At 65.0% G+C, this 20,999-nt stretch carries 17 protein-coding genes; 8 read left to right on the plus strand and 9 right to left on the minus strand.

The genetic code is table 11. The features are described 5' to 3' along the window. Positions 1-91 precede the first annotated feature (91 nt). Complete coding sequence (locus IVB48_RS31985) at positions 92-1,090, minus strand: NAD(P)H-quinone oxidoreductase (protein WP_007605500.1); 999 nt, start codon at positions 1,088-1,090, stop codon at positions 92-94. Between the two features lie 111 nt (positions 1,091-1,201). On the opposite strand from IVB48_RS31985, the gene IVB48_RS31990 reads away from it, so the two are divergent. Beyond that, a complete protein-coding gene (locus IVB48_RS31990; protein WP_027570253.1) occupies positions 1,202-1,393 on the plus strand; it encodes a DUF1192 domain-containing protein in 192 nt (63 codons plus the stop codon). A 539-nt stretch (positions 1,394-1,932) separates the two neighbouring features. Continuing rightward, a complete protein-coding gene (locus tag IVB48_RS31995) occupies positions 1,933-2,442 on the plus strand; it encodes a DUF1465 family protein (protein WP_007599893.1) in 510 nt (169 codons plus the stop codon). 89 nt (positions 2,443-2,531) lie between these two features. On the opposite strand, the gene rpmE is transcribed toward IVB48_RS31995, so the two are convergent. Next, on the minus strand, positions 2,532-2,759 hold the full coding sequence (rpmE, locus tag IVB48_RS32000) for a 50S ribosomal protein L31 (protein WP_007599895.1): 228 nt from the start codon (positions 2,757-2,759) through the stop codon (positions 2,532-2,534). A gap of 230 nt (positions 2,760-2,989) precedes the next feature. On the opposite strand from rpmE, the gene IVB48_RS32005 reads away from it, so the two are divergent. Then, entirely contained in the window at positions 2,990-4,816 is a 1,827-nt protein-coding gene (locus tag IVB48_RS32005; protein ID WP_247406341.1) for an ABC transporter ATP-binding protein/permease, read from the plus strand. 500 nt (positions 4,817-5,316) lie between these two features. Here IVB48_RS32005 and IVB48_RS32010 read toward each other — a convergent pair whose 3' ends face one another. The 4 genes from IVB48_RS32010 to IVB48_RS32025 form a co-directional block, all read right to left on the minus strand. Then, the gene (locus IVB48_RS32010) at positions 5,317-5,538 is read right to left on the minus strand and encodes a hypothetical protein (RefSeq protein ID WP_247406344.1); all 222 of its coding nucleotides are present in this window, start codon (positions 5,536-5,538) and stop codon (positions 5,317-5,319) included. A 96-nt stretch (positions 5,539-5,634) separates the two neighbouring features. Next, positions 5,635-6,081: a GNAT family N-acetyltransferase gene (locus IVB48_RS32015; protein ID WP_247406348.1), complete on the minus strand. Its 447-nt coding sequence runs from the start codon at positions 6,079-6,081 to the stop codon at positions 5,635-5,637. Further along, a complete protein-coding gene (locus IVB48_RS32020; protein WP_247283836.1) occupies positions 6,081-7,109 on the minus strand; it encodes a peptidoglycan -binding protein in 1,029 nt (342 codons plus the stop codon). Before IVB48_RS32020 ends, IVB48_RS32015 begins: the two co-directional genes overlap by 1 nt. A gap of 4 nt (positions 7,110-7,113) precedes the next feature. Beyond that, positions 7,114-8,136: a flagellar motor protein MotA gene (locus tag IVB48_RS32025; RefSeq protein WP_247283840.1), complete on the minus strand. Its 1,023-nt coding sequence runs from the start codon at positions 8,134-8,136 to the stop codon at positions 7,114-7,116. Between the two features lie 202 nt (positions 8,137-8,338). Between IVB48_RS32025 and IVB48_RS32030 the strand changes: the two genes are divergently transcribed. From IVB48_RS32030 to IVB48_RS32050, 5 genes are all read left to right on the plus strand, one after another. Next, positions 8,339-9,358 carry a cyclopropane-fatty-acyl-phospholipid synthase family protein gene (locus IVB48_RS32030; RefSeq protein WP_247406351.1) on the plus strand — a complete coding sequence of 340 codons (1,020 nt, stop codon included), beginning with the start codon at positions 8,339-8,341 and terminating at the stop codon, positions 9,356-9,358. A 305-nt stretch (positions 9,359-9,663) separates the two neighbouring features. Then, positions 9,664-12,258, plus strand: a complete 2,595-nt coding sequence (locus IVB48_RS32035; RefSeq protein WP_247406354.1) for an autotransporter outer membrane beta-barrel domain-containing protein — start codon at positions 9,664-9,666, stop codon at positions 12,256-12,258. 265 nt (positions 12,259-12,523) lie between these two features. Further along, a complete protein-coding gene (locus IVB48_RS32040) occupies positions 12,524-13,717 on the plus strand; it encodes an efflux RND transporter periplasmic adaptor subunit (RefSeq protein ID WP_155810045.1) in 1,194 nt (397 codons plus the stop codon). Positions 13,718-13,723: 6 nt separating this feature from the next. Continuing rightward, positions 13,724-16,876, plus strand: coding sequence for an efflux RND transporter permease subunit (locus tag IVB48_RS32045; protein WP_247406357.1), 3,153 nt, complete (start codon positions 13,724-13,726; stop codon positions 16,874-16,876). Positions 16,877-17,158: 282 nt separating this feature from the next. Next, positions 17,159-18,289: an AAA family ATPase gene (locus IVB48_RS32050; RefSeq protein WP_247406361.1), complete on the plus strand. Its 1,131-nt coding sequence runs from the start codon at positions 17,159-17,161 to the stop codon at positions 18,287-18,289. 33 nt (positions 18,290-18,322) lie between these two features. On the opposite strand, the gene IVB48_RS32055 is transcribed toward IVB48_RS32050, so the two are convergent. The 3 genes from IVB48_RS32055 to IVB48_RS32065 form a co-directional block, all read right to left on the minus strand. Further along, a complete protein-coding gene (locus tag IVB48_RS32055) occupies positions 18,323-19,108 on the minus strand; it encodes an inositol monophosphatase family protein (protein WP_247283884.1) in 786 nt (261 codons plus the stop codon). Between the two features lie 112 nt (positions 19,109-19,220). Next, positions 19,221-20,315 carry a tetratricopeptide repeat protein gene (locus IVB48_RS32060; RefSeq protein WP_247406363.1) on the minus strand — a complete coding sequence of 365 codons (1,095 nt, stop codon included), beginning with the start codon at positions 20,313-20,315 and terminating at the stop codon, positions 19,221-19,223. Between the two features lie 8 nt (positions 20,316-20,323). Further along, positions 20,324-20,998 (minus strand): thiamine phosphate synthase, encoded by a 675-nt coding sequence (locus tag IVB48_RS32065; protein WP_247406366.1) that lies wholly within the window; start codon positions 20,996-20,998, stop codon positions 20,324-20,326. Between the last annotated feature and the right edge of the window lies 1 nt (position 20,999).

Consider the following 20,999-nt stretch of genomic DNA (forward strand, 5'->3'; position numbering starts at 1 on the left):
GAACGGAACAAGGTGGTTCGGTGCGTCGCGATAGATGCCACGAAAGCAAGGAAAATCAAAGGGTTTCCGGCCTGCCCTGTGGGCCGCTGACCTAGACCTCCAACACAATTTTGCCAATATGTGCCGAGGTTTCCATCCGCCGGTGCGCGTCGGATGCCTTTTCCAGCGGGAAAGTGCTGTCCATCAGCGGCTTGACCCGGCCTTCGCGCAATAGCGGCATCACTTTCGCCTCGATCGCGGCCACCATCGCCGCCTTGTCCGCATTACTACGGGGGCGCAGCGTCGAACCGGTATGGGTCAGGCGCTTCACCATCACCTTGGCGATGTTGACGGTGACCTTGGGCCCGTTGAGGGTCGCGATCTGCACGATGCGGCCGTCGAGCGCGGCGGCGTCATAGTTGCGGTCGACATAGTCGCCGGCGACCATGTCGAGGATCAGATTGGCGCCGGCATTGTTCGTCTCCGCCTTGACCACGGCGACGAAGTCTTCCGTCTTGTAGTTGATGGCACGATCCGCGCCGAGCTTGAGGCAGGCATCGATCTTGTCCTGCGATCCCACGGTGACGATCACCTTCGCGCCGAACGCTTTGGCGAGCTGGATCGCCATGGTGCCGATCCCGGACGAGCCGCCATGGATCAGCAGCGTCTCGCCGGCCTTTAGGCCGCCGCGCTCGAACACGTTGTGCCAGACCGTCATCAGCGTTTCCGGCAGTGCGCCGGCTTCCTTGATCGACAGCGACGGCGGCACGCTCATCGCCTGGCCGTCTTGGGCGATGCAGTACTGCGCATAGCCGCCACCGGCGACCAGCGACATCACCTTGTCGCCGATCTTGTGCCGCTTGGCGTTGCTGCCGACGGCCACCACTTCGCCGGCGATCTCGAGGCCGGGCAGGTCGCTGGCGCCGGGCGGCGGCGGATAGGCGCCGGAGCGCTGCGCGACGTCGGGCCGGTTGACGCCGGCGGCCTGCACCTTGACCAGGATCTCGTCGGGGCCGGGCTGCGGCAGCGCCCGCTGTTCCGGCACCAGCACTTCCGGTCCGCCGGGTTTCGAGATGGCGACCACGGTCATTTGCGCGGGCAGCTTGTCCATGATGTGTCCTTGAGCAAAGGTGCGGGATGGAACGAGGCCATTGCTTAGCCAGCGCGGTGCAGGCTGGCAACCGCCTCAGCTGCTTGTGATGCGAACGCAGGAGGAACCACGATGGCGATGGAAGACGACGACCGCCCGCGCAAGAAGATCAGCCATGACATCGGACAGGATCTCTCGCTCTTGTCGGTGGAGGAACTGACCGAGCGCATCGCGCTGCTCAAGGGCGAGATCACAAGGCTGGAAGAAGCCGCAACGAAGAAGCGCGCCTCGCGCGACGCGGCGAACAGCGTCTTCAAGAAGTAGGCTCGAAACAATAGCTGTCGTCCCGGCGGAGGCCGGGACCCATACGCCGTGCGAGCAGTTTTCTGAAGACTCGGAGTTGCCTGTTCGCGCGACGACTTTTCCCTGTGGCTATGGGCCCCGGCCCCCGTGCGCAATTGCGCACTAGGCCGGGGCGACGGAGAGAATTCGTTCCGCGGGCGCACTCGGCCACTGACCGACATGGCTAACGAACCCTCAAAATGTTCGCTCGTTTACTCCACATTAAGCTTTCGAGTTTATGACTGGGAACTGTCCTTGTTTGGACACCGAGTGGCTCCTGTCCACTCTGTTTGACGCCTCCCTGTTATCAACTTTCAAAGCCGCCGGTTTTCCGGCGGCTCTTTTTTTTGCGCCCAGCTCCGCCTTTTTGCGTCTCGCACCGGTTGAATTCCGAGCAAAGACCCGCGGAAACCATATCCATGCTTGTCACTGGACTCGGCGTCCCGCCCGCGCAATGATTTGTTCATCATAAGCCGGCGCCAAAGCCGGGCAGTCAGACAGTTGCGTAAGGGGCGTTAACCATGGAACGTTTGCAAGCCGAAGGCGCTCTCGTTCAACTCAGCGAGCGGTTCACTAATTCTGCGGCGTTCGGCGTCCTGTTCCGCGAGGGCATGGACCTGGTCGAGGAGACCGCCGCCTATCTCGATGGCGCCGGCCGCACCGAGGCCAAGGCGCTCGATCGCGCCGTCAGCCTCACCTACGCGACCGAGAGCATGCGTCTGACCACCCGCCTGATGCAGCTCGCCTCATGGCTGCTGCTGCACCGCGCCGTCAAGGAAGGCGAGATGACGTTGGGCCAGGCCAACCGGGAAAAAACCAAGGTCAAGCTCTCCGCCGCCGATCCCGGCTCCACCGACAGCATCGAGAAGCTGCCGTCGCAGCTCCAGGATCTGATCCATCGTTCGATGAGCCTCCAGACCCGCGTGCGCCGCCTGGACACCACCATCCACACCCCGCCGGTCGATCATTCCTCGATCGGCAACCCGCTGGTGCCGCATCTCAACGCGCTGAAGGCCGCGTTCGAGCGGTAAGCCCCCGTCATTGCGACGAGCGTCCCCCCAAAACAAAAAACGCCCCCGGCTCTCCGGGGGCGTTTTTCGTCTCCAGCCGCGAGGCCGGATCAATCCTTTTTGAGAAAGCCCGAAAACTTCTTCTGGAAGCGCGAGACGCGGCCGCCGCGATCCATCAGCTGCGCGTTGCCGCCGGTCCAGGCCGGGTGCGACTTGGGGTCGATGTCGAGGTTCAGCGTGTCGCCTTCCTTGCCCCAGGTGGAGCGGGTCAGGTACTCGGTTCCGTCGGTCATCACGACCTTAATCGTATGATAGTTCGGGTGAATTTCGGCTTTCATGGCAATTCCTCGGCGCCCCGGCGCCTCACTTGAGTGGCTATCGAATGACGGATTTGGCGCGGTCTATACCCCACGGGCCCCTGTAAAACAAGCCGTTGCAACGTCCTGGCAGGCCTTTGAGGCCTTAGAGGGGACCGGGCGGCTCCCTAAGGGACATCCCGGATTTGCCACGCCTGCTCGCGCGGCCTATCTGGAGCAGACTACCTCTCTTTGTCTTTTGGTCGGATATCATGAGCGCAGTTGAACGGCTTGAAACCGGGCCCGCGGAAGCCCCGTCGATCGAGGCCGACCTGATCGAGGCGCCGGCGAAGAGCCGCGCGAAGCTGCGGCCGCTGCTGGCGCTCGCGCCCTATGTCGCCCGCTATCGCGGCCGGGCGGCGCTGGCCTTCGTCGCGCTGACGATCGCGGCGCTGACCACCCTGCTGGTGCCGGTCGCGGTGCGCAGGATGATCGATTTCGGCCTGACGCCTGAGGGCATCGAGCTGATCAACAGCTACTTCTCGGTGATGATCGCGGTCGTCGCCGTGCTCGCGCTGGCGAGTGCCGCGCGCTACTACCTCGTGATGACGATCGGCGAGCGCATCGTCGCCGATCTCAGGCGCGACGTCTTCGCCCATCTGCTGTCGCTGTCGCCGGCCTTCTTCGATTCCGCGCGCAGCGGCGAGCTGGTGTCGCGCCTGACCGCCGACACCACCCAGATCAAATCCTCCGTCGGCGCCTCGGTCTCGATCGCACTGCGCAATCTGATGATGTTCTTCGGTGCCGCGGCGATGATGGTGATCACCAGCCCGCGGCTGTCAGGCTTCGTGCTGCTGGCCATTCCCCTGATCGTGCTGCCCCTGGTCGCCTTCGGGCGCTGGGTGCGGCGGCTGTCGCGCAATGCGCAGGACACGCTGGCCGAGGCCTCCGCCTATGCGAGCGAGCTGGTCGGTGCGATCCGCACCGTGCAGGCCTATACCAGCGAGAGCCTCGCCGAGAAGCGTTTCGGCGGCGAGGTCGAGCAGGCCTATGAAGCCGCGCGCACGTCCACGCAGGCGCGCGCCGTGCTCACCGCCATCATCATCTTCATCGTGTTCGCAAGCGTGGTCGCGATCCTCTGGATCGGCTCGCACGACGTGCTGACCGGCACCATCACGCCGGGCCGGCTTGGCCAGTTCGTGCTCTATGCGGCCTTTGCCGCAGCCGGTCTCGGCCAGCTCAGCGAGGTCTGGGGCGAGATCTCGGCGGCATCCGGCGCTGCCGAGCGCCTGTTCGAGATCCTGCATGTGCAGTCCGACATCACCGCGCCCGCGTCTCCGCGCGCGCTGCCGGTGCCCGCGCGCGGCGAAGTCGGCTTCGACCAGGTCAGCTTCGCCTATCCGGCGCGGCGCGACGTCAATGTGCTCGATGCCGTCTCGTTCACCGTGCGCCCCGGCGAGAAGGTCGCGATCGTCGGTCCGTCCGGCGCCGGCAAGAGCACGATCTTTCATCTGCTGTTGCGCTTCTACGATCCGCGCAGCGGCGCGATCTCGCTCGACGGCGTGCCGGTCAAATCCGCCGATCCGCGTGAATTCCGCTCCCGCATCGCGCTGGTGCCGCAGGAATCCAATGTGTTTGCGGCAAGCGCCCGCGACAACATCCGCTTCGGCCGGCCCGATGCCACCGACGCCGAGGTCGAGCGTGCCGCCGAGCTCGCGCACGCCGCCGAGTTCATTCGCCGCCTGCCCGAAGGTTTTGACACCCCGCTCGGCGAGCGCGGCGTGACGCTGTCCGGCGGCCAGCGCCAGCGCATCGCGATCGCGCGTGCGATCCTGCGTGATGCGCCGCTGCTGCTGCTGGATGAGGCCACCTCCGCGCTCGATGCCGAAAGCGAGACGCTGGTGCAGACCGCGCTTGAAGAGCTGATGCGTCACCGCACCACGCTCGTCATCGCGCACCGCCTCGCCACCGTCTTGTCGTGCGACCGCATCCTGGTGATGGACCAGGGCCGGATCGTCGAGCAGGGCACGCATGCGGAGCTCGTGGCCGCGAACGGACTCTATGCCAGGCTGGCGAGGTTGCAGTTCGAGGGGGCGTGAGGCGGAGGCGTTCGGACTGCTGCCCCACTCACAGTGTCATCGCCCGCGAAGGCGGACGATCCAGTACTCCGAGACGACAGTGATCAATCGAGAAGCCGCGGCGTACTGGATTCCCCGCCTTCGCTGGGAATGACAGCGGAGATTTTGGAAGGCGCGTCGCGCCACATCGTCTTCGTGTAGCGAGCGGATGGTTGCATGCTGCCTTGCAGTTCCCCCGGATGTGGCGCCTAATCAGGTATCGCCGGCCAAAGGCTCGTCCATAGGCGTCGGTGCCTGAGAGATGATTTGCGCTCCCGCCTCAACGGGAGTGCGCATCATGGCCCAGCCATACAGCGAAGAGACCCGCGAACTCCTGGAGCGGGCGCAGCGAGCGATCAACGAGTCGATCGAGCTTCGCGAAGAAAGCCGCCACGCGATCCTCAAAGCCAAGAGCTGGCAGTTCGAGCTCGAACTCCGCCTGAGCCGAGAGCGCGTCACGGCGAGTTACGCGACAGCGCCGATCACCGACACTTCGGCGACAGCGCCGGCACATTCGGCCATGGCCAGTTCTTCCAGCTCCCGTCCTCATCAACGCAGGCCGATGGCGCAAGGCCGTTCGTCGGAGCACTCGTCGTCTTGACCGGCGTGGCGAGGCGCTGGTCGACATAGCTCGTGGAGACATATCCGGCGACGATGACGCCGAGCAGGACCGAAGATCCCTTCGCCAGATCGCTCAGTTTCATCGGTCATCTCCATCCGCTTGCCGGCGCGACTTCCGGGCACAACGACTAGCTGACGTCCTGGGATCCCGACGTGACGGCCGTCACGCGCCCCAGAATCTAAGGTTGCCAAATCATCTTCAGTACCGGCCGGCCCGAGGTCGGGTTCACCTCGTCGCCGGCATGCGCGAAGCCGTTGCGCTCATAGAAGCGGATGGCGCGGCTGTTGTCCTTGTTGACGAACAGTGTCACGCCGGTCCCTGACAGACGCTTGGCCTCGTCCACCAGCAGCCGCGCCGCATCCGAGCCCCAATGCGCGGGATCGACAACGAGCTGGTCGAGATAGCCGTCGCCGTCGATGGTGACGAAGCCCGTGAGTGCGCCGTCCTGCTCCGCCACCACGATCGAAGCCTTCGGCACCAGCTCCTTGCGCCAGCGTTCGCGCCACCAGTCCAGCCGTGCCGCGAAGTCGATCTGCGGATAGGCCTGCTGCCAGGTGCGATGCCAGAGATCGATCGAGGCGGCCTCGTCCGCGGGAAGGTAAGGACGAAGATGGAGGGCGCTCACTACCGCTCCGTCAGCTTCAGCTCGATGCGGCGGTTGCGCTTGTAGGCTTCCTCGGTGTTGGCGGTGTCGAGCGGCTGGAATTCGCCGAAGCCGGCGGCGACAAGGCGCTGGGCGGGCACGCCGAGCGAGATCAGGTACTGCACCACCGAGATCGAACGGGCGGCCGAGAGGTCCCAGTTCGACTTGAAATTCGCACCGTTGACCGGACGCACGTCGGTGTGGCCGTCGACGCGCAGCACCCAGGGGATCTCGTTCGGGATCTTCTTGTCGAGATCGATCAGTGCGGTCGCGAGCGTGTCGAGCTCGGCGCGGCCTTCGGGCAGCAGCACCGCCTGTCCGGTGTCGAAGAACACTTCGGACTGGAACACGAAGCGGTCGCCGACGATGCGAATGTCGGGGCGGTTACCGAGGATGGCGCGCAGGCGGCCGAAGAATTCCGAGCGGTAGCGCGACAATTCCTGCACCCGCTGCGCCAGGGCGACATTCAGGCGAGAGCCCAGATCGGCGATTCGATTTTGCGATTCCTTGTCGCGCTTCTCGGAGACGTCGAGCGCTTCCTCCAGCGCCGCTAGCTGCCGCCGCAGCGCGCTGATCTGCTGGTTCAGCACCTCGATCTGCGCCAGCGCGCGGGCGGAAACCGCCTTCTCGGAGTCCAGCGCCTTGCCGAGCTCGGAGGATTTGCCCTGCGCATCGTTGCCGGCGGCGGCGAGCCCGTCATAGAGGCCCTTGATGCGATCGCGCTCGCTCTCGGCCGAGGCGAGGCCGGCTTTCAGCGACGAAACCTGGTCGTCGAGCGTGAGCTTGCCGAGCTTCTCCAGCGACAGCAGTTCGTTGAGCTGCGCGATCTTGGCGTTGAGCTGCTCCAGCGCCTTGTCCTTGCCGGTGACCTCCTGCGACAGGAAGAACTGCACGACCAGGAACACCGACAGCAGGAACACGATCGACAGCACCAGCGTCGACAGCGCGTCGACGAAGCCGGGCCAGTAGTTGAAGGAGGTATCGCCGCGGCGGCCGCGCGCCAGTGCCATGTCGCTAACCCTTCTCGGGCTGACGCGCGATGCGCTCCAGCAGGCGCCGGATCTCGCGGTTCTGCTCGCCCTGGCCGTCGGCCCATTCGCGGATCATCTGCTGCTCGGTCCGCATATGCGAGACCAGCGCCTGGATGGCTTCGGCGAGGCTCGCCATCGCCGCGGTGGTGCCGCGGCTGCCGCTGCCTTCCTCGAGCACCGAACGTAAGCGCTCGACGACGGCCTGAAGCTCGCCGCTGGCAATGCCACCGCCGCCACCGGAGGCGACCGCCACTTCGCCGCTGCCATATTCGCGGACGGTGGTGGCAAGCCAGTCTTCGAGATCGGTGTAGAAACGGTTCTGCGCCTGGCTCGATTGCAAATCGAGGAAGCCGAGGATGAGCGAGCCGGCAAGGCCGAACAGCGAGCTCGAGAACGAGATGCCCATGCCGCCGAGCGGGGCGGCCAGCCCCTCCTTCAGCGTGTCGAACAGGGCGCCGGAATCGCCCCCGACCTTGAGCCCGTCGATCACCTTGCCGACCGAGCCGACCGTCTCGATCAGGCCCCAGAAGGTGCCGAGCAGGCCGAGGAAGACCAGCAGCCCGGTCATGTAGCGGGAGATGTCGCGGGCCTCGTCGAGGCGGGTCGCGATCGAATCGAGCAGGTGCCGCATGGTGGTCTGGGTGATCGACATCCGCCCGGTGCGCTCGCCGCCGAGGATCATCGCCATCGGCGCCAGCAGCTTGGGGTGGCGGGCGGGCGCAAGGCCGGGATCGGCGATGCGGAAATTGTTGACCCAGGAGACTTCGGGATAGAGCCGGATCACCTGGCGGAAGGCCAGGATGATGCCGATGAACAGCACGCCGCCGATCAGGGCATTGAGCCCGGGATTGGCAAAGAAGGCCTGGATGATCTGCTTGTAGAGCACCACCCCCACCAGGGCGCAGAGCACCAGGAAGACCAGCATCCGCACCAGGAAGACGCTGGGCGAGGATAGCTTTGTATATTCGATGTCGATGGAGGAGCGGGGCGAGGCGCCTGGCGGCATGGCCGGTATCATCCGTTAACTTGCTTGCGGGGCGCACTATGGCACAGCGCCAGCCCAAAAAAAGCGCCGGATGCGCCGATTTCGGGGACAGCTGGGGAACCCAACGCTGAAACCGGGCTTTGGTAAGGACGTACTTTGCAAATCGTCGGCATTCCACAGGTTCAAGTCGCACTTTTCCCCCTGCCCAAGACGGAGTCGTCGCATGAGCGTCGTGTCCGCGATCATCGGGACTGCCGAACGGGTGCCTTTGCCTGATGTCGTGATCCGCGCGGCGATCCAGCGCCTGTGCTCGCGCACGGTGACGCGCCTGTCCGCGCTGGGCGCGGCGGACGATGCCGCTTTCGCCGGGCGGATGATGCTGCGGCCGATCGCCGAGGACGCGGATGCCGGGCATGACAAGGTGCCCGCTTCGGTCTTTGCGAAGGTGCTCGGTCCAAACCGCAAATACTCCTGCTGCTTCTACAAGACGGACGCGACCACCTTGCAAGAGGCCGAGGAGGAGGCGTTGCGCCAGACCGCCGAGCATGCCGCTCTCGCCGACGGCCAGACCATCCTCGAGCTCGGCTGCGGCTGGGGCTCGCTGTCGCTGTGGATGGCGCGGCAGTTTCCGCACGCCAAGGTGACGGCGGTGTCGAGTTCGCAGGCGCAGCGCGCCCATATCGAGGAAGAGGCACGGCTGCGCGGTCTCCTCAACCTGCGGGTGGTCACGGCGGACATCAACGTGTTCGCGCCTGACGGCCAATTCGACCGCATCGTCTCGGTCGAGATGTTCGAGCACGTGATGAACTGGCGCAAGCTGATGACGCGCCTGCGGTCATGGCTGGCGCCCCAGGGGCGCTTCTTCATGCACATCGTCGCCCATCGCTCCGGCTCTCACCTGTTCGACCGGGCCGATCGCGACGACTGGATCGCGCAGCGCGTCTCAACGGGCGGGCTGATGCCGAGCCATCACCTCGTCAGGCAATTCGACGATATCTTCACGGTCGAGAAGGAATGGTGCTGGAGCGGCACGCATTATCAGCGCACCGCCAACGACTGGCTCGCGAATTTCGACACCCATCGCTGTTTCATCGAAGCGGCCTTGCGCAACATCCATGGCGAGGAGACCGCCCTGCAGATGCGACGCTGGCGCTGGTTCTTTCTTGCGACCTCGGGCCTGTTCGGCTACGCCGACGGAACCGAGTGGGGCGTCAGCCACTATCGAATGAAGGCGGCGGGATAAGGCGCGGACACTCGAAAGAATTTGTTAAGCGTCTTTCGTTGCGCAAACGGCACACGCTGCGCGTTTTCTTTGCAGGAACATGTTGCGATTGTTGTCTGATCATTTCCGCTCGCCTATCGTCGTGGTTGTCCTTCGTGGACGACATAAATCCGCATCCCCGAACGGTGCGGACGCAATTGGAATGACGTATGCGCGAATGCATCGGTGCTGCCTCGATCCGACGACACCACGATGATCCGCTGCGGAGGAGTCTGACACGGACGCAGCGCTCTCGATCCAGCGACACCCGGACGCGAATGCTTCGCTTGCTTCTGGCAAGCGCCTCGGCAGCGGCACTGATAGCCCTGTCCACAGCATCCGCCTCCGCCCAAAGCTGGACCGGTACGACCAGCAATGACTGGACGGTCGGCAGCAACTGGTCGGGCGGAGTGGTCCCAATCGCGGGCAACGGCGTCAACATCAATACGACCTCGCCGAACCCGACCGTGCTCGGCATCGGCGGCGCGGCAGTCGGAGCGACCGGAAGCCTCTTCCTTGGCGGATCTTCCAGCAGTCTGACGATTCAGAACGGCAGCACGCTGACGAGCAACGGCGCGTCTCTCGCGATTGGAGTCGCAGGCGGGAACAACGGCACCGTGACTGTCAGCGGCGCCGGATCGCAATGGATTACATCCGGCGACCAGATCGAAATCGGCGCCAGTGGCAATGGCACACTCAACATCCAGAACGGCGCCAGAGTCGTCGCCCAATCAGGGGTTGCGCTCGGAACCTTCGCTGGCGGCGCGGGCACGCTCAATATCAATAGTGGCGGCACACTCGAGACGAACACTCTCGCACGCGTCGCTGTCGGAACCGGACAGGTCAATTTCGATAACGCCATCCTGCGCGCCCGGATAAATACCGCCTTCTTCATCGGTGGATTTTCGGCGGGAACACTCAACATCGCCACAGGCGGGCTGACCGTCGACACCCAGGCTTTCACCGTGAGCGCGAGCTCCGGTTTTTCCGGCGTCGGCGGATTGACCAAGACCGGCACAGGTACCTTCAATCTCCGCGCAGCCAATACCTATACCGGTGCGACGGTGATCCAGGCCGGCACGCTTGCCCTCGCCGTTACTGGCTCGGTAGCCGCGTCAAGCCGGGTCGTCGCAAACGGAATCTTCAACGTCTCGGGCATCACTGCCGCCGGCACCAGCATTCAAAGCCTGGCGGGAACCGGCACCGTCGCGCTCGGCGCGAAGAACCTCACCATCACCAACGCGAACGATCAGTTCGCCGGCGTGATCGGTGGCACCGGCGGCCTGACGCTCACCGGCGGCACCCAGACGCTCGCGGGCGCCAATACCTACAACGGCGCAACGACCGTGAACGGCGGCACCCTCCGCGCCGGGGCGGCCAACACCTTCAGCGCGGCCTCGGCCGTTACGGTCGCCTCCGGCGGCACGCTCGACCTTGCCGGCTTCAATCAAAGGCTCACTTCGCTGGCCAACGCCGGCATGGTTAGCCTCGGCGGCGCGCCGGGCACCACGCTGACCGTTGCCGGCAATTATGTCGGCAGTGGCGGCACCGTGCAGCTCAACAGCCGGCTCGGCGGCGATGGCTCTCAGACCGATCTGTTGCGAGTGCAGGGAAGCACGTCCGGTTCGTCGTCGTTGCGCGTCACCAATGTCGGCGGCACCGGCGCGCAGACCGGCGAAGGCATCAAGGTGATCGATGTGGTCGGCGCGTCCAACGGCAGCTTTTCGCTTTTGGGCAGCTATGTCTTTCACGGCGAGCAGGCGGTGGTCGGCGGTGCCTATGCCTATACGTTGCAGAAGAACGGCATTGCCAGCCCGGGCGACGGCGATTGGTATCTGCGCTCAAGCCTGCTCAACCCGCCGCCCGCGACACCTGCCGGTCCACTCTATCAGCCGGGCGTTCCGCTGTACGAAAACTATGCGCAGGTGCTGCTCGGCATGAACGATCTGCCGACGCTGCAGCAGCGCGTCGGCAACCGCTATTGGGGTGGCAGCGATGCGATGGCGCGCGCCGGTGACGCGGCGACGGTGCCAGGCGCGGCGTCATCGGCGCCGACGGCGTTCTGGGGCCGCATCGAAGGCGGGCATTCGGATTTGCAGCCCTCCAACACTGCGGGTTCGACCTACAAGGCCGACCATCTGAAAGTGCAGACCGGGCTCGATGGCCTTGCGTTTGAGAACGAGCGGGGCCGGTTGTTCGTCGGGCTCACGGCACAATACGGCCTGACGACCGCCGATGTCGCGTCGTTCTTCGGCAACGGGCGCATCCGCGTCGAGGGGACGGGCGTCGGCAGCACGCTGACCTGGTATGGCGACAACGGCTTCTATGTCGACGGTCAGGCGCAGTCGATGTTCTATCGCAGCGATCTCAGTTCCGTGCTGGCCGGCAGCCTGATCCACGGCAATGAGGGGTTCGGCTATGCCTTCAGCGCCGAAACCGGCAAGCGGATCGGTTTGGGCAATGGCTGGCTGCTGACGCCGCAGGCGCAGCTTTCCTATGCGAAGGTCGCTTTCGACGGCTTTGCCGATCGGTTCGGCGCGCCGGTCGCGTTGCGTGATGGCGACAGCCTGCTCGGCCGCGCCGGGCTTGCACTCAACCATCAGAGGACCTGGAACGACGGCACGGGCATCGTGCGCTCCGACGTCTACGGCATCGCCAATCTGCGTTACGAGTTTCTCAACGGCACCACCGTCGATGTCGCGGGCACCAGCTTCGCCAATGCGCAAGACCGACTGTGGGGCAGCATCGGCGGCGGCGGCACCTATAGCTGGGCCAACGGGCGCTACGCTGTCTTCGGCGAAGTCTCCTACAATGCGAGCCTCAACAACAGTGCGGACAACCGCAATTACAAGGGCACCGGGGGCTTCCGTCTCACCTGGTGAGTCACGCGCCCGCAGCAGGGTGGGAACACCGCTCGTTGCGATCTTCTGTCGCAGCACGCGGCGGTGGAACCGGACTCACAATCGAGTGAGGCGTAAAAAGCGCCCTGAACTCAGCAGCATAGACCGTGTGACATTGGGCCGCCCGCAAGGTGCGTTGCGTCGCAGCACGTCCCCTCTATTTTGACGGCATCAGCCGCGTGCCATGGCCCAGAACGGGCGCCCGCGGCGCGTGATCAGTTTCAACAATATCGGGGCACTTAACTTCATGTCAGGACTTCGCGCGCGATCGGCATGCGTTGCAATGATGCTCGCGGCCTTTACGCCGCTGTTGGCAGGCTGCGACGAATCCAGCTCCGCCATTTCAGCCGCCCAGCCCAACGACCCCGATGTCAGCATCGTCATCGTCAAGCCGCAACCGCGCGCCGTGGTGCGCGAGCTGCCCGGCCGCATCGCGCCGACGCGCGTCTCGGACGTGCGGCCGCGCGTCTCCGGCATCGTGGTCGAGCGCCTGTTCCGACAGGGCAGCGAGGTGAAGGCTGGCGATCCGCTGTACCGGATCGATCCGCGTCCGTTCGAGGTCGAGGTGATGGCCAACGACGCCGCGGTCGCCAAGGCCGAGGCCGCGCTGATGCAGTCCCAGCAGCAGGCCCGCCGCATCGCCACGCTCACCGCCCAGCGCGCCGCGCCCGAAGCCGAGAACGAGAAGGCGATCGCGGCCGAGCGCCAGGCCCATGCCGAGGTCGAGGGCCGCAAGGCCGACCTCGCACGCGCCAAGCTCAATCTCGATTATGCCACCGTGCGCGCGCCGATCGACGGCGTCGTCGGTGCCGCCCTGGTCAGCGAGGGCGCGCTCGCGGTCCAGAACGAGACCAATCTGGCCACCATTCAGCAGCTCGATCCGATCTATGCGGACTTCACCCAGTCGGTGAACGAGCTCAACCAGCTCCGTCGCGCCTTCGAGAGCGGCGACCTCGAGCGCATCGCGCCCGATGCCGCCAAGGTGCATCTCGTGCTCGACGACAACACCCTCTACTCGCTCGACGGCAAACTATTGTTCTCCGACGCCAAGGTCGACGCCAATACCGGTCAGGTGACCTTGCGCGGCGAGTTCCGCAATCCCAAGCGCGAGCTGCTGCCGGGCATGTATGTCCGCGTCCGCATCGACCAGGGCCTCGATAGCGACGCGATCGCGGTGCCGCAGCAGGCGATCCAGCGCAACGGCGGCGGCGGCAGCGAGGTGTTCGTCGTCAAGGACGACAACCACATCGCGGTGCAGCCGGTGCGCACCGGTTCGGTGCAGGACGGAATCTGGTTCGTCACCGAGGGACTGAAGGCCGGCGACAAGGTCGTGGTCGAAGGCTTCCAGAAGTTCGCCGCCGGCGACAGGGTCAAGCCGCAATCCTGGTCGGAAGCGGATGCGACCGCCGACAATCGGCACGCCCAGAAGCTGACGCGGTAACGCGCCATGGCGAGCTTCTTCATCGACAGGCCGATCTTCGCCTGGGTTGTCGCGCTGTTCATCTGTCTGGTCGGCGCAATTTCGATTCCGCTGTTGCCAATCGCGCAATATCCGATCATCGCGCCGCCCTCGATCTCGATCTCGACCAGCTATCCCGGCGCCTCGCCCGAAAACCTCTACAACAGCGTCACGCGGCTGATCGAGGAGGAGCTCAACGGCGCCTCCGGCATCCTCAATTTCGAATCGACCAGCGACTCGCTCGGCCAGGTCGAGATCATCGCCAATTTCGTGCCGGGCACCGACACCAGCGCCGCCTCGGTCGAGGTGCAGAACCGCATCAAGCGCGTCGAGGCGCGGCTGCCGCGCGCGGTGATCCAGCAGGGCATCCTGATCGAGGAAGCCTCCAGCGCGGTGCTCCAGATCATCACGCTGAATTCGACCGACGGCAGCCTCGACGAGGTCGGCCTCGGCGATTTCATGATCCGCAACGTGCTCGGCGAAATCCGCCGCATCCCCGGCGTCGGCCGCGCCACGCTGTATTCGACGGAACGCAGCCTGCGCGTCTGGGTCGATCCGGCAAAGCTGGTCGGCTATGGCCTGACCGCCGACGACGTCAACAAGGCCATTGCCGCGCAGAACGCGCAGGTCGCTTCGGGCAGCATCGGCGCCGAGCCATCGACCTCGACACAGCGCACCTCCGCGCTGGTGCTGGTCAAGGGCCAGCTCTCGTCCCCGGACGAATTCGGCACCATCATCCTGCGCGCCAATGCCGACGGCTCGACCGTGCGGCTGCGCGACGTCGCGCGCATCGAGGTCGGCGGCCTCAGCTACCAGTTCAACACCCGTCTCGACGGCAAGCCGACCGCCGGCCTCTCCGTGCTGATGTCGCCGACCGGCAACGCACTGGCGACCGCGAGCGCCGTCGAAGCGAAGATGAAGGAGCTGTCTCGCTTCTTCCCGGCCAATATCGGCTACGAGATTCCCTACAACATCACGCCCGTGGTCGAGGCCTCGATCAAGAAGGTGTTGTCGACGCTGGTCGAAGCCATCGTGCTGGTGTTCGTGGTGATGTTCCTGTTCCTGCAGAACATCCGCTACACCATCATCCCGACTATCGTGGTGCCCGTGGCGCTGCTGGGCGCCTGTACCACGCTGCTGCTCGCCGGCTACTCCATCAACATGCTCTCGATGTTCGGCATGGTGCTCGCGGTCGGCATCCTCGTCGACGATGCCATCGTCGTGGTCGAGAACGTCGAGCGCATCATGGCCGAGGAGGGGCTGCCGCCGAAGGAAGCGACGCGGAAAGCGATGTCGCAGATCACCGGCGCCATTATCGGCATCACGCTGGTCTTGATGGCCGTGTTCGTGCCGATGGCGTTCTTCCCGGGCTCGGTCGGCATCATCTACCGCCAGTTCTCCGTGACCATGGTCGCCGCGATCGGCTTCTCCGCCTTCCTCGCACTGTCGCTGACGCCGGCGCTGTGCGCGACCTTGCTCAAGCCCGTCGCGGCCGGCCACGGTCACGCCAAGAAGGGCGTGTTCGGCTGGTTCAACCGCATGCTCGACAGCAGCAAGGAGGGCTATTCCCGCACCGTCGGCTTCTCGCTGAAGCGCACCGGCCGCTTGATGCTGGTCTATGTCGCGCTGCTCGCCGGTCTGTCCTGGGCCTTCGTCAACCTGCCCGGCGGCTTCCTACCCGTCGACGACCAGGGCTTCGTCACCACCGACGTGCAGACGCCGTCGGATTCGTCCTATGGCCGGACCGAGGCGGTGATCGAGAAAGTGGAAAAATACCTGGCGCAGCGCCCGGGCGTCGACAACGTCACCTTCCTCACCGGCTTCAGCTTCTCCGGCCAGGGCATGAACACCGCGCAGGCCTTCATCACCCTGAAGGACTGGTCGGAGCGCGGGCCGAAGGATTCTGCAGCGGCGATCGTCACCGACATCAACCGCGATCTGTCGTCGTCGATCCGCGACGCCAAGATCTCCGCGCTGCAGCCGCCGCCGATCGACAATCTCGGCAACTCCTCGGGCTTCTCGTTCCGCCTCCAGGATCGCGGCCAGAAGGGTTATCCGGCCTTGATGCGCGCCGCCGATCAGTTGATCGCGGAGGCCAATGCAAGCGCTGTGCTTCAGAAGGTCTATGTCGAAGGCCTGCCCGAGGCCGGCGTGGTCAATCTCGTGATCGACCGCGAAAAGGCCGGCGCCTTCGGCGTCACCTTTGAGGACATCAACAATACGATCTCGACCAATCTCGGCTCGAACTACATCAACGACTTCCCGAACCGCGGCCGCATGCAGCGCGTCGTGGTGCAGGCCGATGCCCGCGACCGCATGCGGACCGAGGACATCCTCAACTACAACGTCAGGAACAGCCGCGGCCAGCTCGTGCCGTTCTCGTCCTTTGCCACCGTGGAATGGGCGCGCGGACCGACGCAGATTACCGGCTTCAACTACTATCCGGCGGTGCGCATCTCGGGCGAGGCGAAACCCGGCTTCACCTCGGGCGATGCCATCGCCGAGATGGAACGGCTCGCCGGCAAGCTGCCGCGCGGGTTCGGCTATGAATGGACCGGACAGTCGCTCCAGGAGAAACTGTCGGGTTCGCAGGCGCCGTTCCTGCTCGGACTCTCGGTGTTCGTGGTGTTCCTGTGCCTGGCCGCGCTTTACGAGAGCTGGACCATTCCGCTCGCGGTGCTGCTCACCGTGCCGCTCGGCATCGTCGGCGCGGTGGTGGCCGCCATGCTGCGCGGCCTGCCCAATGACGTCTATTTCACCGTCGGCCTGATCACTATCATCGGGTTGGCGGCCAAGGACGCGATCCTGATCATCGAGTTCGCCAAGGATCTGCGGAAAGAAGGCAAGCCGCTGGTGGATGCCACCATCGAGGCCTGCCGCCTGCGCTTCCGTCCGATCCTGATGACGGGCCTCGCCTTCATCTGCGGTGTGCTGCCGATGGCCATCGCCCATGGCGCCGGCGGCGCCAGCCAGCAGGCGCTCGGCAGCATCGTGATGGGCGGCATGATCGCGGTGGTGATTTTGGCGCTGCTGATGGTGCCGGTGTTCTTCGTCTCGGTGCAACGCGTGCTGGGTGGGGATCGGGAGAAGGTGGCGAAGGAGGCCGAGATGTACGGGCCGCCCGCGCCGGCCAAGCCGTAAGGTGAGGTGTCATGCCTCGCCTAGTGCGCAATTGCGCACGGGGGGCGGGGCATCCAGTACGCCGCGGCCTTTCCGTACCCAACAGACGCTCTGGAATACTGGATCATCCGCCTTCGCGGACGATGACCGTTCGGGTTTGCGCTGGTGAGAGTCGGCCACTGAACGCCGGATCGGTCGGCTTGATTTCTCGGAGGCCTCAATCCAGACTGCATCCGTGGATTGAAACAACTTATTCGCACTGTGCCCGCGAATGCACAGGCACCCGCCGATCGAGAGCATGTGATGCGTCCGTCCGACATTGCGATCTCGAATTATCGCTCCATTCGGCGGCTCTCCGTACCCATCCATCCCTTGTCGGTGTTTGTCGGCGAAAATGGTGTCGGCAAATCCAATCTCTACAAGTCCTTGTCGCTGTTGCGCGACGCGGCGACCGGTCAGATCACCCGCACGATCGCCGATGAAGGCGGATTGAATTCGGTCTGCTGGTCCGGCATTCGCAGGCGAGGCGAAGATGGCCGGCTGCGGCTGTCGGCCACATTCGACAGCATGAGCTATTTCATCGAGCTCGGGTTTCCCAGCCCGCTTCAGGCCGCGTTTTCCGGCGAGCCGATGATCAAGACCGAAATTATCGAGGCGACACACGGCAAACGAAGGATCAAGCTGATGGAGCGCATCAATTCGCTCATCAGCGTCCGCGGCGAGAGCGGCGCCTGGAACGCTCACAAGGACGCGGTGCTGCCGTCAGAGACTGCGCTAGCGGCTTTTTCCGACGGCAAGCAATGGCCGGAAATCGACCTGATCAGAAATGCAATGCTGGGCTGGCGATTCTATCATGACTTTCGCACCGATCCTGCGTCGCCGATACGAAAGCCGTGTCTCGCGATCGCAACGCCCTCGCTCAGCGCCGATGGAATCGATTTAGCTGCCACCCTGGCGACCCTCTATGTCATTCGGGAAGACGCCAGCGACCTGCAGGACGCAATCCAGGATGCATTCCCGGGCGCCGAACTCCGCGCATGGGAAGAAAATGGCAGGTGCGAATTCGCTCTGCAATTGCCGGATATGCCGCGGCCGTTCAGGGCTCATGAACTGTCCGACGGGACGCTGAAATACATCTGCCTGCTCGCGGTGTTCATGGGTTACCGGCTGCCGCCGTTCATCGCGCTGAACGAACCCGAGACCAGCCTGCATCCGTCGCTGCTGGCGCCGCTGGCCCGGCTCATCGCCAAGGCGTCACGCCGCGCCGACATCTGGATCGTCACCCATTCGGAACAGCTGATGGACGCACTGCGAAGCGAGAGCTCGGTCCCGCTTCGCCGGGTCATCAAGTCGAAAGGCGCTACGGCGATCGAGGGCCTGACCATTGGCGGTGAATATCGTGACGAGGAAGATGACGAGGACGACGATTCTTGAACGTCGTAGATCGAGCCGTCGTGCTACTGCGGCCTACTTCCGCAAAATCTTCACCAATTCCCCGTGCACGAATTCATTCCCGCACACGACATTCCCGGTCACCAACGGGTCGCCCGGCGTGTCGATGTCGGTCACCGTCCCACCGGCTTCGCGGATCATGATCAGGCCCGCCGCGACGTCCCAGGATTGCAAATTGCGTTCCCAGTAGCCGTCGAGGCGGCCGGCGGCGACGAAGGCGAGGTCGAGGGAAGCGGCGCCGAAGCGGCGCAGGCCGGCGACGCGCTCCTGCATCGCGGTCATCTCGCGGCGGAATTCCTCGTGGTCGCCGCGGCCGATATGGGGCAGGCCGCAGGCCACCACGCATTCGTTGAGCTGGCGGCGGCCGGCCACGCGCAAGCGCTGGTCGTTGAGGAAGGCGCCCTTGCCGCGCTCGGCGATGTAGAGCTCGTCATTGGCGGGGTTGTAGATCACGCCGGCGATGATCGTGCCTTCGCGCGACAGCCCGATCGAGATCGCGAATTGCGGGATGCCGTGCAGGAAGTTGGTGGTGCCGTCGAGCGGATCGACGATCCAGGTGTGGCTCTTGTCGGATCCCTCGCGCGTGCCGCCTTCCTCGCCGATGAAGCCGTAACCGGGACGGGCCTTGGCGAGGTCCTGGTAGAGGATCTCCTCGGCGCGCTTGTCGGCCAGCGAGACGAAATTCGCCGGTCCCTTCAGCGAGACCTGGAGATGCTCGATCTCGCCGAGATCGCGCTTGAGGCTGCGGCCGGCGCGGCGCGCGGCCTTGACCATGACGTTGATAGTTGCGGAATACAGCATGAGCTTCCGGTCTTGATCGGGGAGATGGCGCGAAATCGCACCTGTTTGAAGGATGGGGTGCCCTGCGAGGGGGCCAACGTCAAGTCATTGCTTCAGTTCGTTCGGCGCCAAGTCATTTGGCCCCGAGCCATTTCCTGGCGGCGGCCTCGGCCTTGGCCCGGTCCTCGGCCGGCAAATCGGACAATTGCTTGTCCAGCTCCGGATCGCCCTTGCCGGCGGTCTTGGCCACCAGATGCCATTTGAAGCCCTCGACCTTGTCCACGGCCGTGCCCATGCCGTTGATCAGCACCCAGGCCAGCCGGTTCTGCGCGATCGCGCTGCCCTGGCGGGACGCCTTGCGGAGCAGGGCGACGGCCGCCGGCTGGTTCTTCGGCGTGCCGGTACCGTTGAACAGCGCGATGGCGTATTCGACCTCGGCATCGACATTGTCGGTCAGCGTGGCGACCTGGAGCAGACGCACCGCCCGTTCCAAATCCTTCGGCACGCCAGTGCCTTCCTTGTAGAAGGTCGCGAGCGCGTATTGCGCCTCGGGCAGACCGGCATCGGCCGCCTGGCGCAGCAGCTCGGCGGAGCGCTTGACGTCCTGCGGCAGGGTCTGTCCGTCGAGATAGAGCAGCGCGAGGTTATAGGCCGCCTTGGGCTCGCCGAGCTTGGCGGCGGACGCCATCAGCTTGACCGCCTCGTTTTTGTCGATCGGGCCGCCACGGCCGGACATCCTGAGCATGGCGAGCGCGAACATCGCCTCGCGGTCGCCGGCGTCGGAGGCGCGCTTGTACCATTGCAGTGCCTTGGCGTAGTCGCGCCGGATGCCCATGGCATTGGAATAGAGCTCACCCAGCATGGTCATCGCCTTGGCATCGCCGGTCTCGGCACGAGCGGTGGCGAGTTCGAAGGCGGTCTTGTACTGGCCGCGCTGATAGGCGCCGAACACCAGATCGACGTTGGGATTGTCGGCCGGAGGCGCCGGGATCACGGTCGCGGCCGGAGCAGGCTTTGGAGAGGCTGAAGGCTTGGGGGAAGCTGAAGGCTTTGGTACCGGCGCTGCTTCCTTCTTCTTGGTGATGGTGTGCGGCGTGGCCTTCGGCTTGTCCTTGCTTTTCTCGGCTGAAGGGTTCGGCGTTGCCACGGGCGGCGTGATCTGGAGCTGCGCGGCCGCGGGCACTGTGAGCAGCAGCGTGGCCAGGATGGTGATGCGCGGGAGCTTCATGACGGGCGCTAGCCGTGCTCCTGTTCTGCAAGCGCAGTCGCATGAGCCTTCTTGATCGCGGCGTCGGCCTCGATCAGCGCCGCCTTGGGTCCGCGCGGATCGGTCCAGATGGAGTCGCCCACCAGCACGAAATCGGCACCGCTGGCGGCGAATTCGTGGGCCTCCTCCAGCGAGATGGCAAAGCCGACGCAGGGCGGCTCGAACAGCTCGGCCCACCAGTCCAGCCGCTCGGCGATCGCTTGCGACGACGGCCGCTGGCCCTTTGCGTCGGGCTCGCCGAACAGCACGTAATCCGCGCCGATCTCGCCCGCATCCATGGAATGGTGCCGCGTCGTCAGCCCGCCGACGCCGGCGATGCGGTCGGGCTTCAGCGATGGCAGCGCCTCCTTCAGCGCGGCGATGCCGGGCAGGTGCGCGCCGTCGGCGCCGCCGCGTGCGACGAGCTCAGGATGGCCGTCGACGAGCAGCGCGGCGCCCGCTTTCTGAGCCGGCGGCGCGAAGGCCTTGATCCGCGAGATCATGGTGCGCTGATCGGTCACCTTCAGACGCAACAGCACGGCCGCGACGTCGGCGGCGGCGAGCAGGCCGCGCAGCTCGGCCAGAAGCGAAGCGGGATCGTCGACGACGGGCGTCGCGAGATAAAGGCGCGGCGCCGGGCGCGGCGGAGGAGATTTGTTCGACAAG

Origin of the sequence: Bradyrhizobium sp. 76, from assembly GCF_023073025.1 — a bacterium.
Classification (GTDB): domain Bacteria; phylum Pseudomonadota; class Alphaproteobacteria; order Rhizobiales; family Xanthobacteraceae; genus Bradyrhizobium.

What these genes read in the sequence shown, in the direction of transcription:
- IVB48_RS32045 (WP_247406357.1), top strand. Translation starts at nt 13,724, where the DNA reads ATGGCGAGCTTCTTCATCGACAGGCCGATCTTCGCCTGGGTTGTCGCG.
- IVB48_RS32060 (WP_247406363.1), bottom strand. Translation starts at nt 20,315, where the DNA reads ATGAAGCTCCCGCGCATCACCATCCTGGCCACGCTGCTGCTCACAGTG.
- IVB48_RS32055 (WP_247283884.1), bottom strand. Translation starts at nt 19,108, where the DNA reads ATGCTGTATTCCGCAACTATCAACGTCATGGTCAAGGCCGCGCGCCGC.
- IVB48_RS32050 (WP_247406361.1), top strand. Translation starts at nt 17,159, where the DNA reads ATGCGTCCGTCCGACATTGCGATCTCGAATTATCGCTCCATTCGGCGG.
- IVB48_RS32005 (WP_247406341.1), top strand. Translation starts at nt 2,990, where the DNA reads ATGAGCGCAGTTGAACGGCTTGAAACCGGGCCCGCGGAAGCCCCGTCG.
- IVB48_RS31985 (WP_007605500.1), bottom strand. Translation starts at nt 1,090, where the DNA reads ATGGACAAGCTGCCCGCGCAAATGACCGTGGTCGCCATCTCGAAACCC.
- IVB48_RS32020 (WP_247283836.1), bottom strand. Translation starts at nt 7,109, where the DNA reads ATGGCACTGGCGCGCGGCCGCCGCGGCGATACCTCCTTCAACTACTGG.
- rpmE (WP_007599895.1), bottom strand. Translation starts at nt 2,759, where the DNA reads ATGAAAGCCGAAATTCACCCGAACTATCATACGATTAAGGTCGTGATG.
- IVB48_RS31990 (WP_027570253.1), top strand. Translation starts at nt 1,202, where the DNA reads ATGGCGATGGAAGACGACGACCGCCCGCGCAAGAAGATCAGCCATGAC.
- IVB48_RS32025 (WP_247283840.1), bottom strand. Translation starts at nt 8,136, where the DNA reads ATGCCGCCAGGCGCCTCGCCCCGCTCCTCCATCGACATCGAATATACA.
- IVB48_RS32030 (WP_247406351.1), top strand. Translation starts at nt 8,339, where the DNA reads ATGAGCGTCGTGTCCGCGATCATCGGGACTGCCGAACGGGTGCCTTTG.
- IVB48_RS32010 (WP_247406344.1), bottom strand. Translation starts at nt 5,538, where the DNA reads ATGAAACTGAGCGATCTGGCGAAGGGATCTTCGGTCCTGCTCGGCGTC.
- IVB48_RS32040 (WP_155810045.1), top strand. Translation starts at nt 12,524, where the DNA reads ATGTCAGGACTTCGCGCGCGATCGGCATGCGTTGCAATGATGCTCGCG.
- IVB48_RS31995 (WP_007599893.1), top strand. Translation starts at nt 1,933, where the DNA reads ATGGAACGTTTGCAAGCCGAAGGCGCTCTCGTTCAACTCAGCGAGCGG.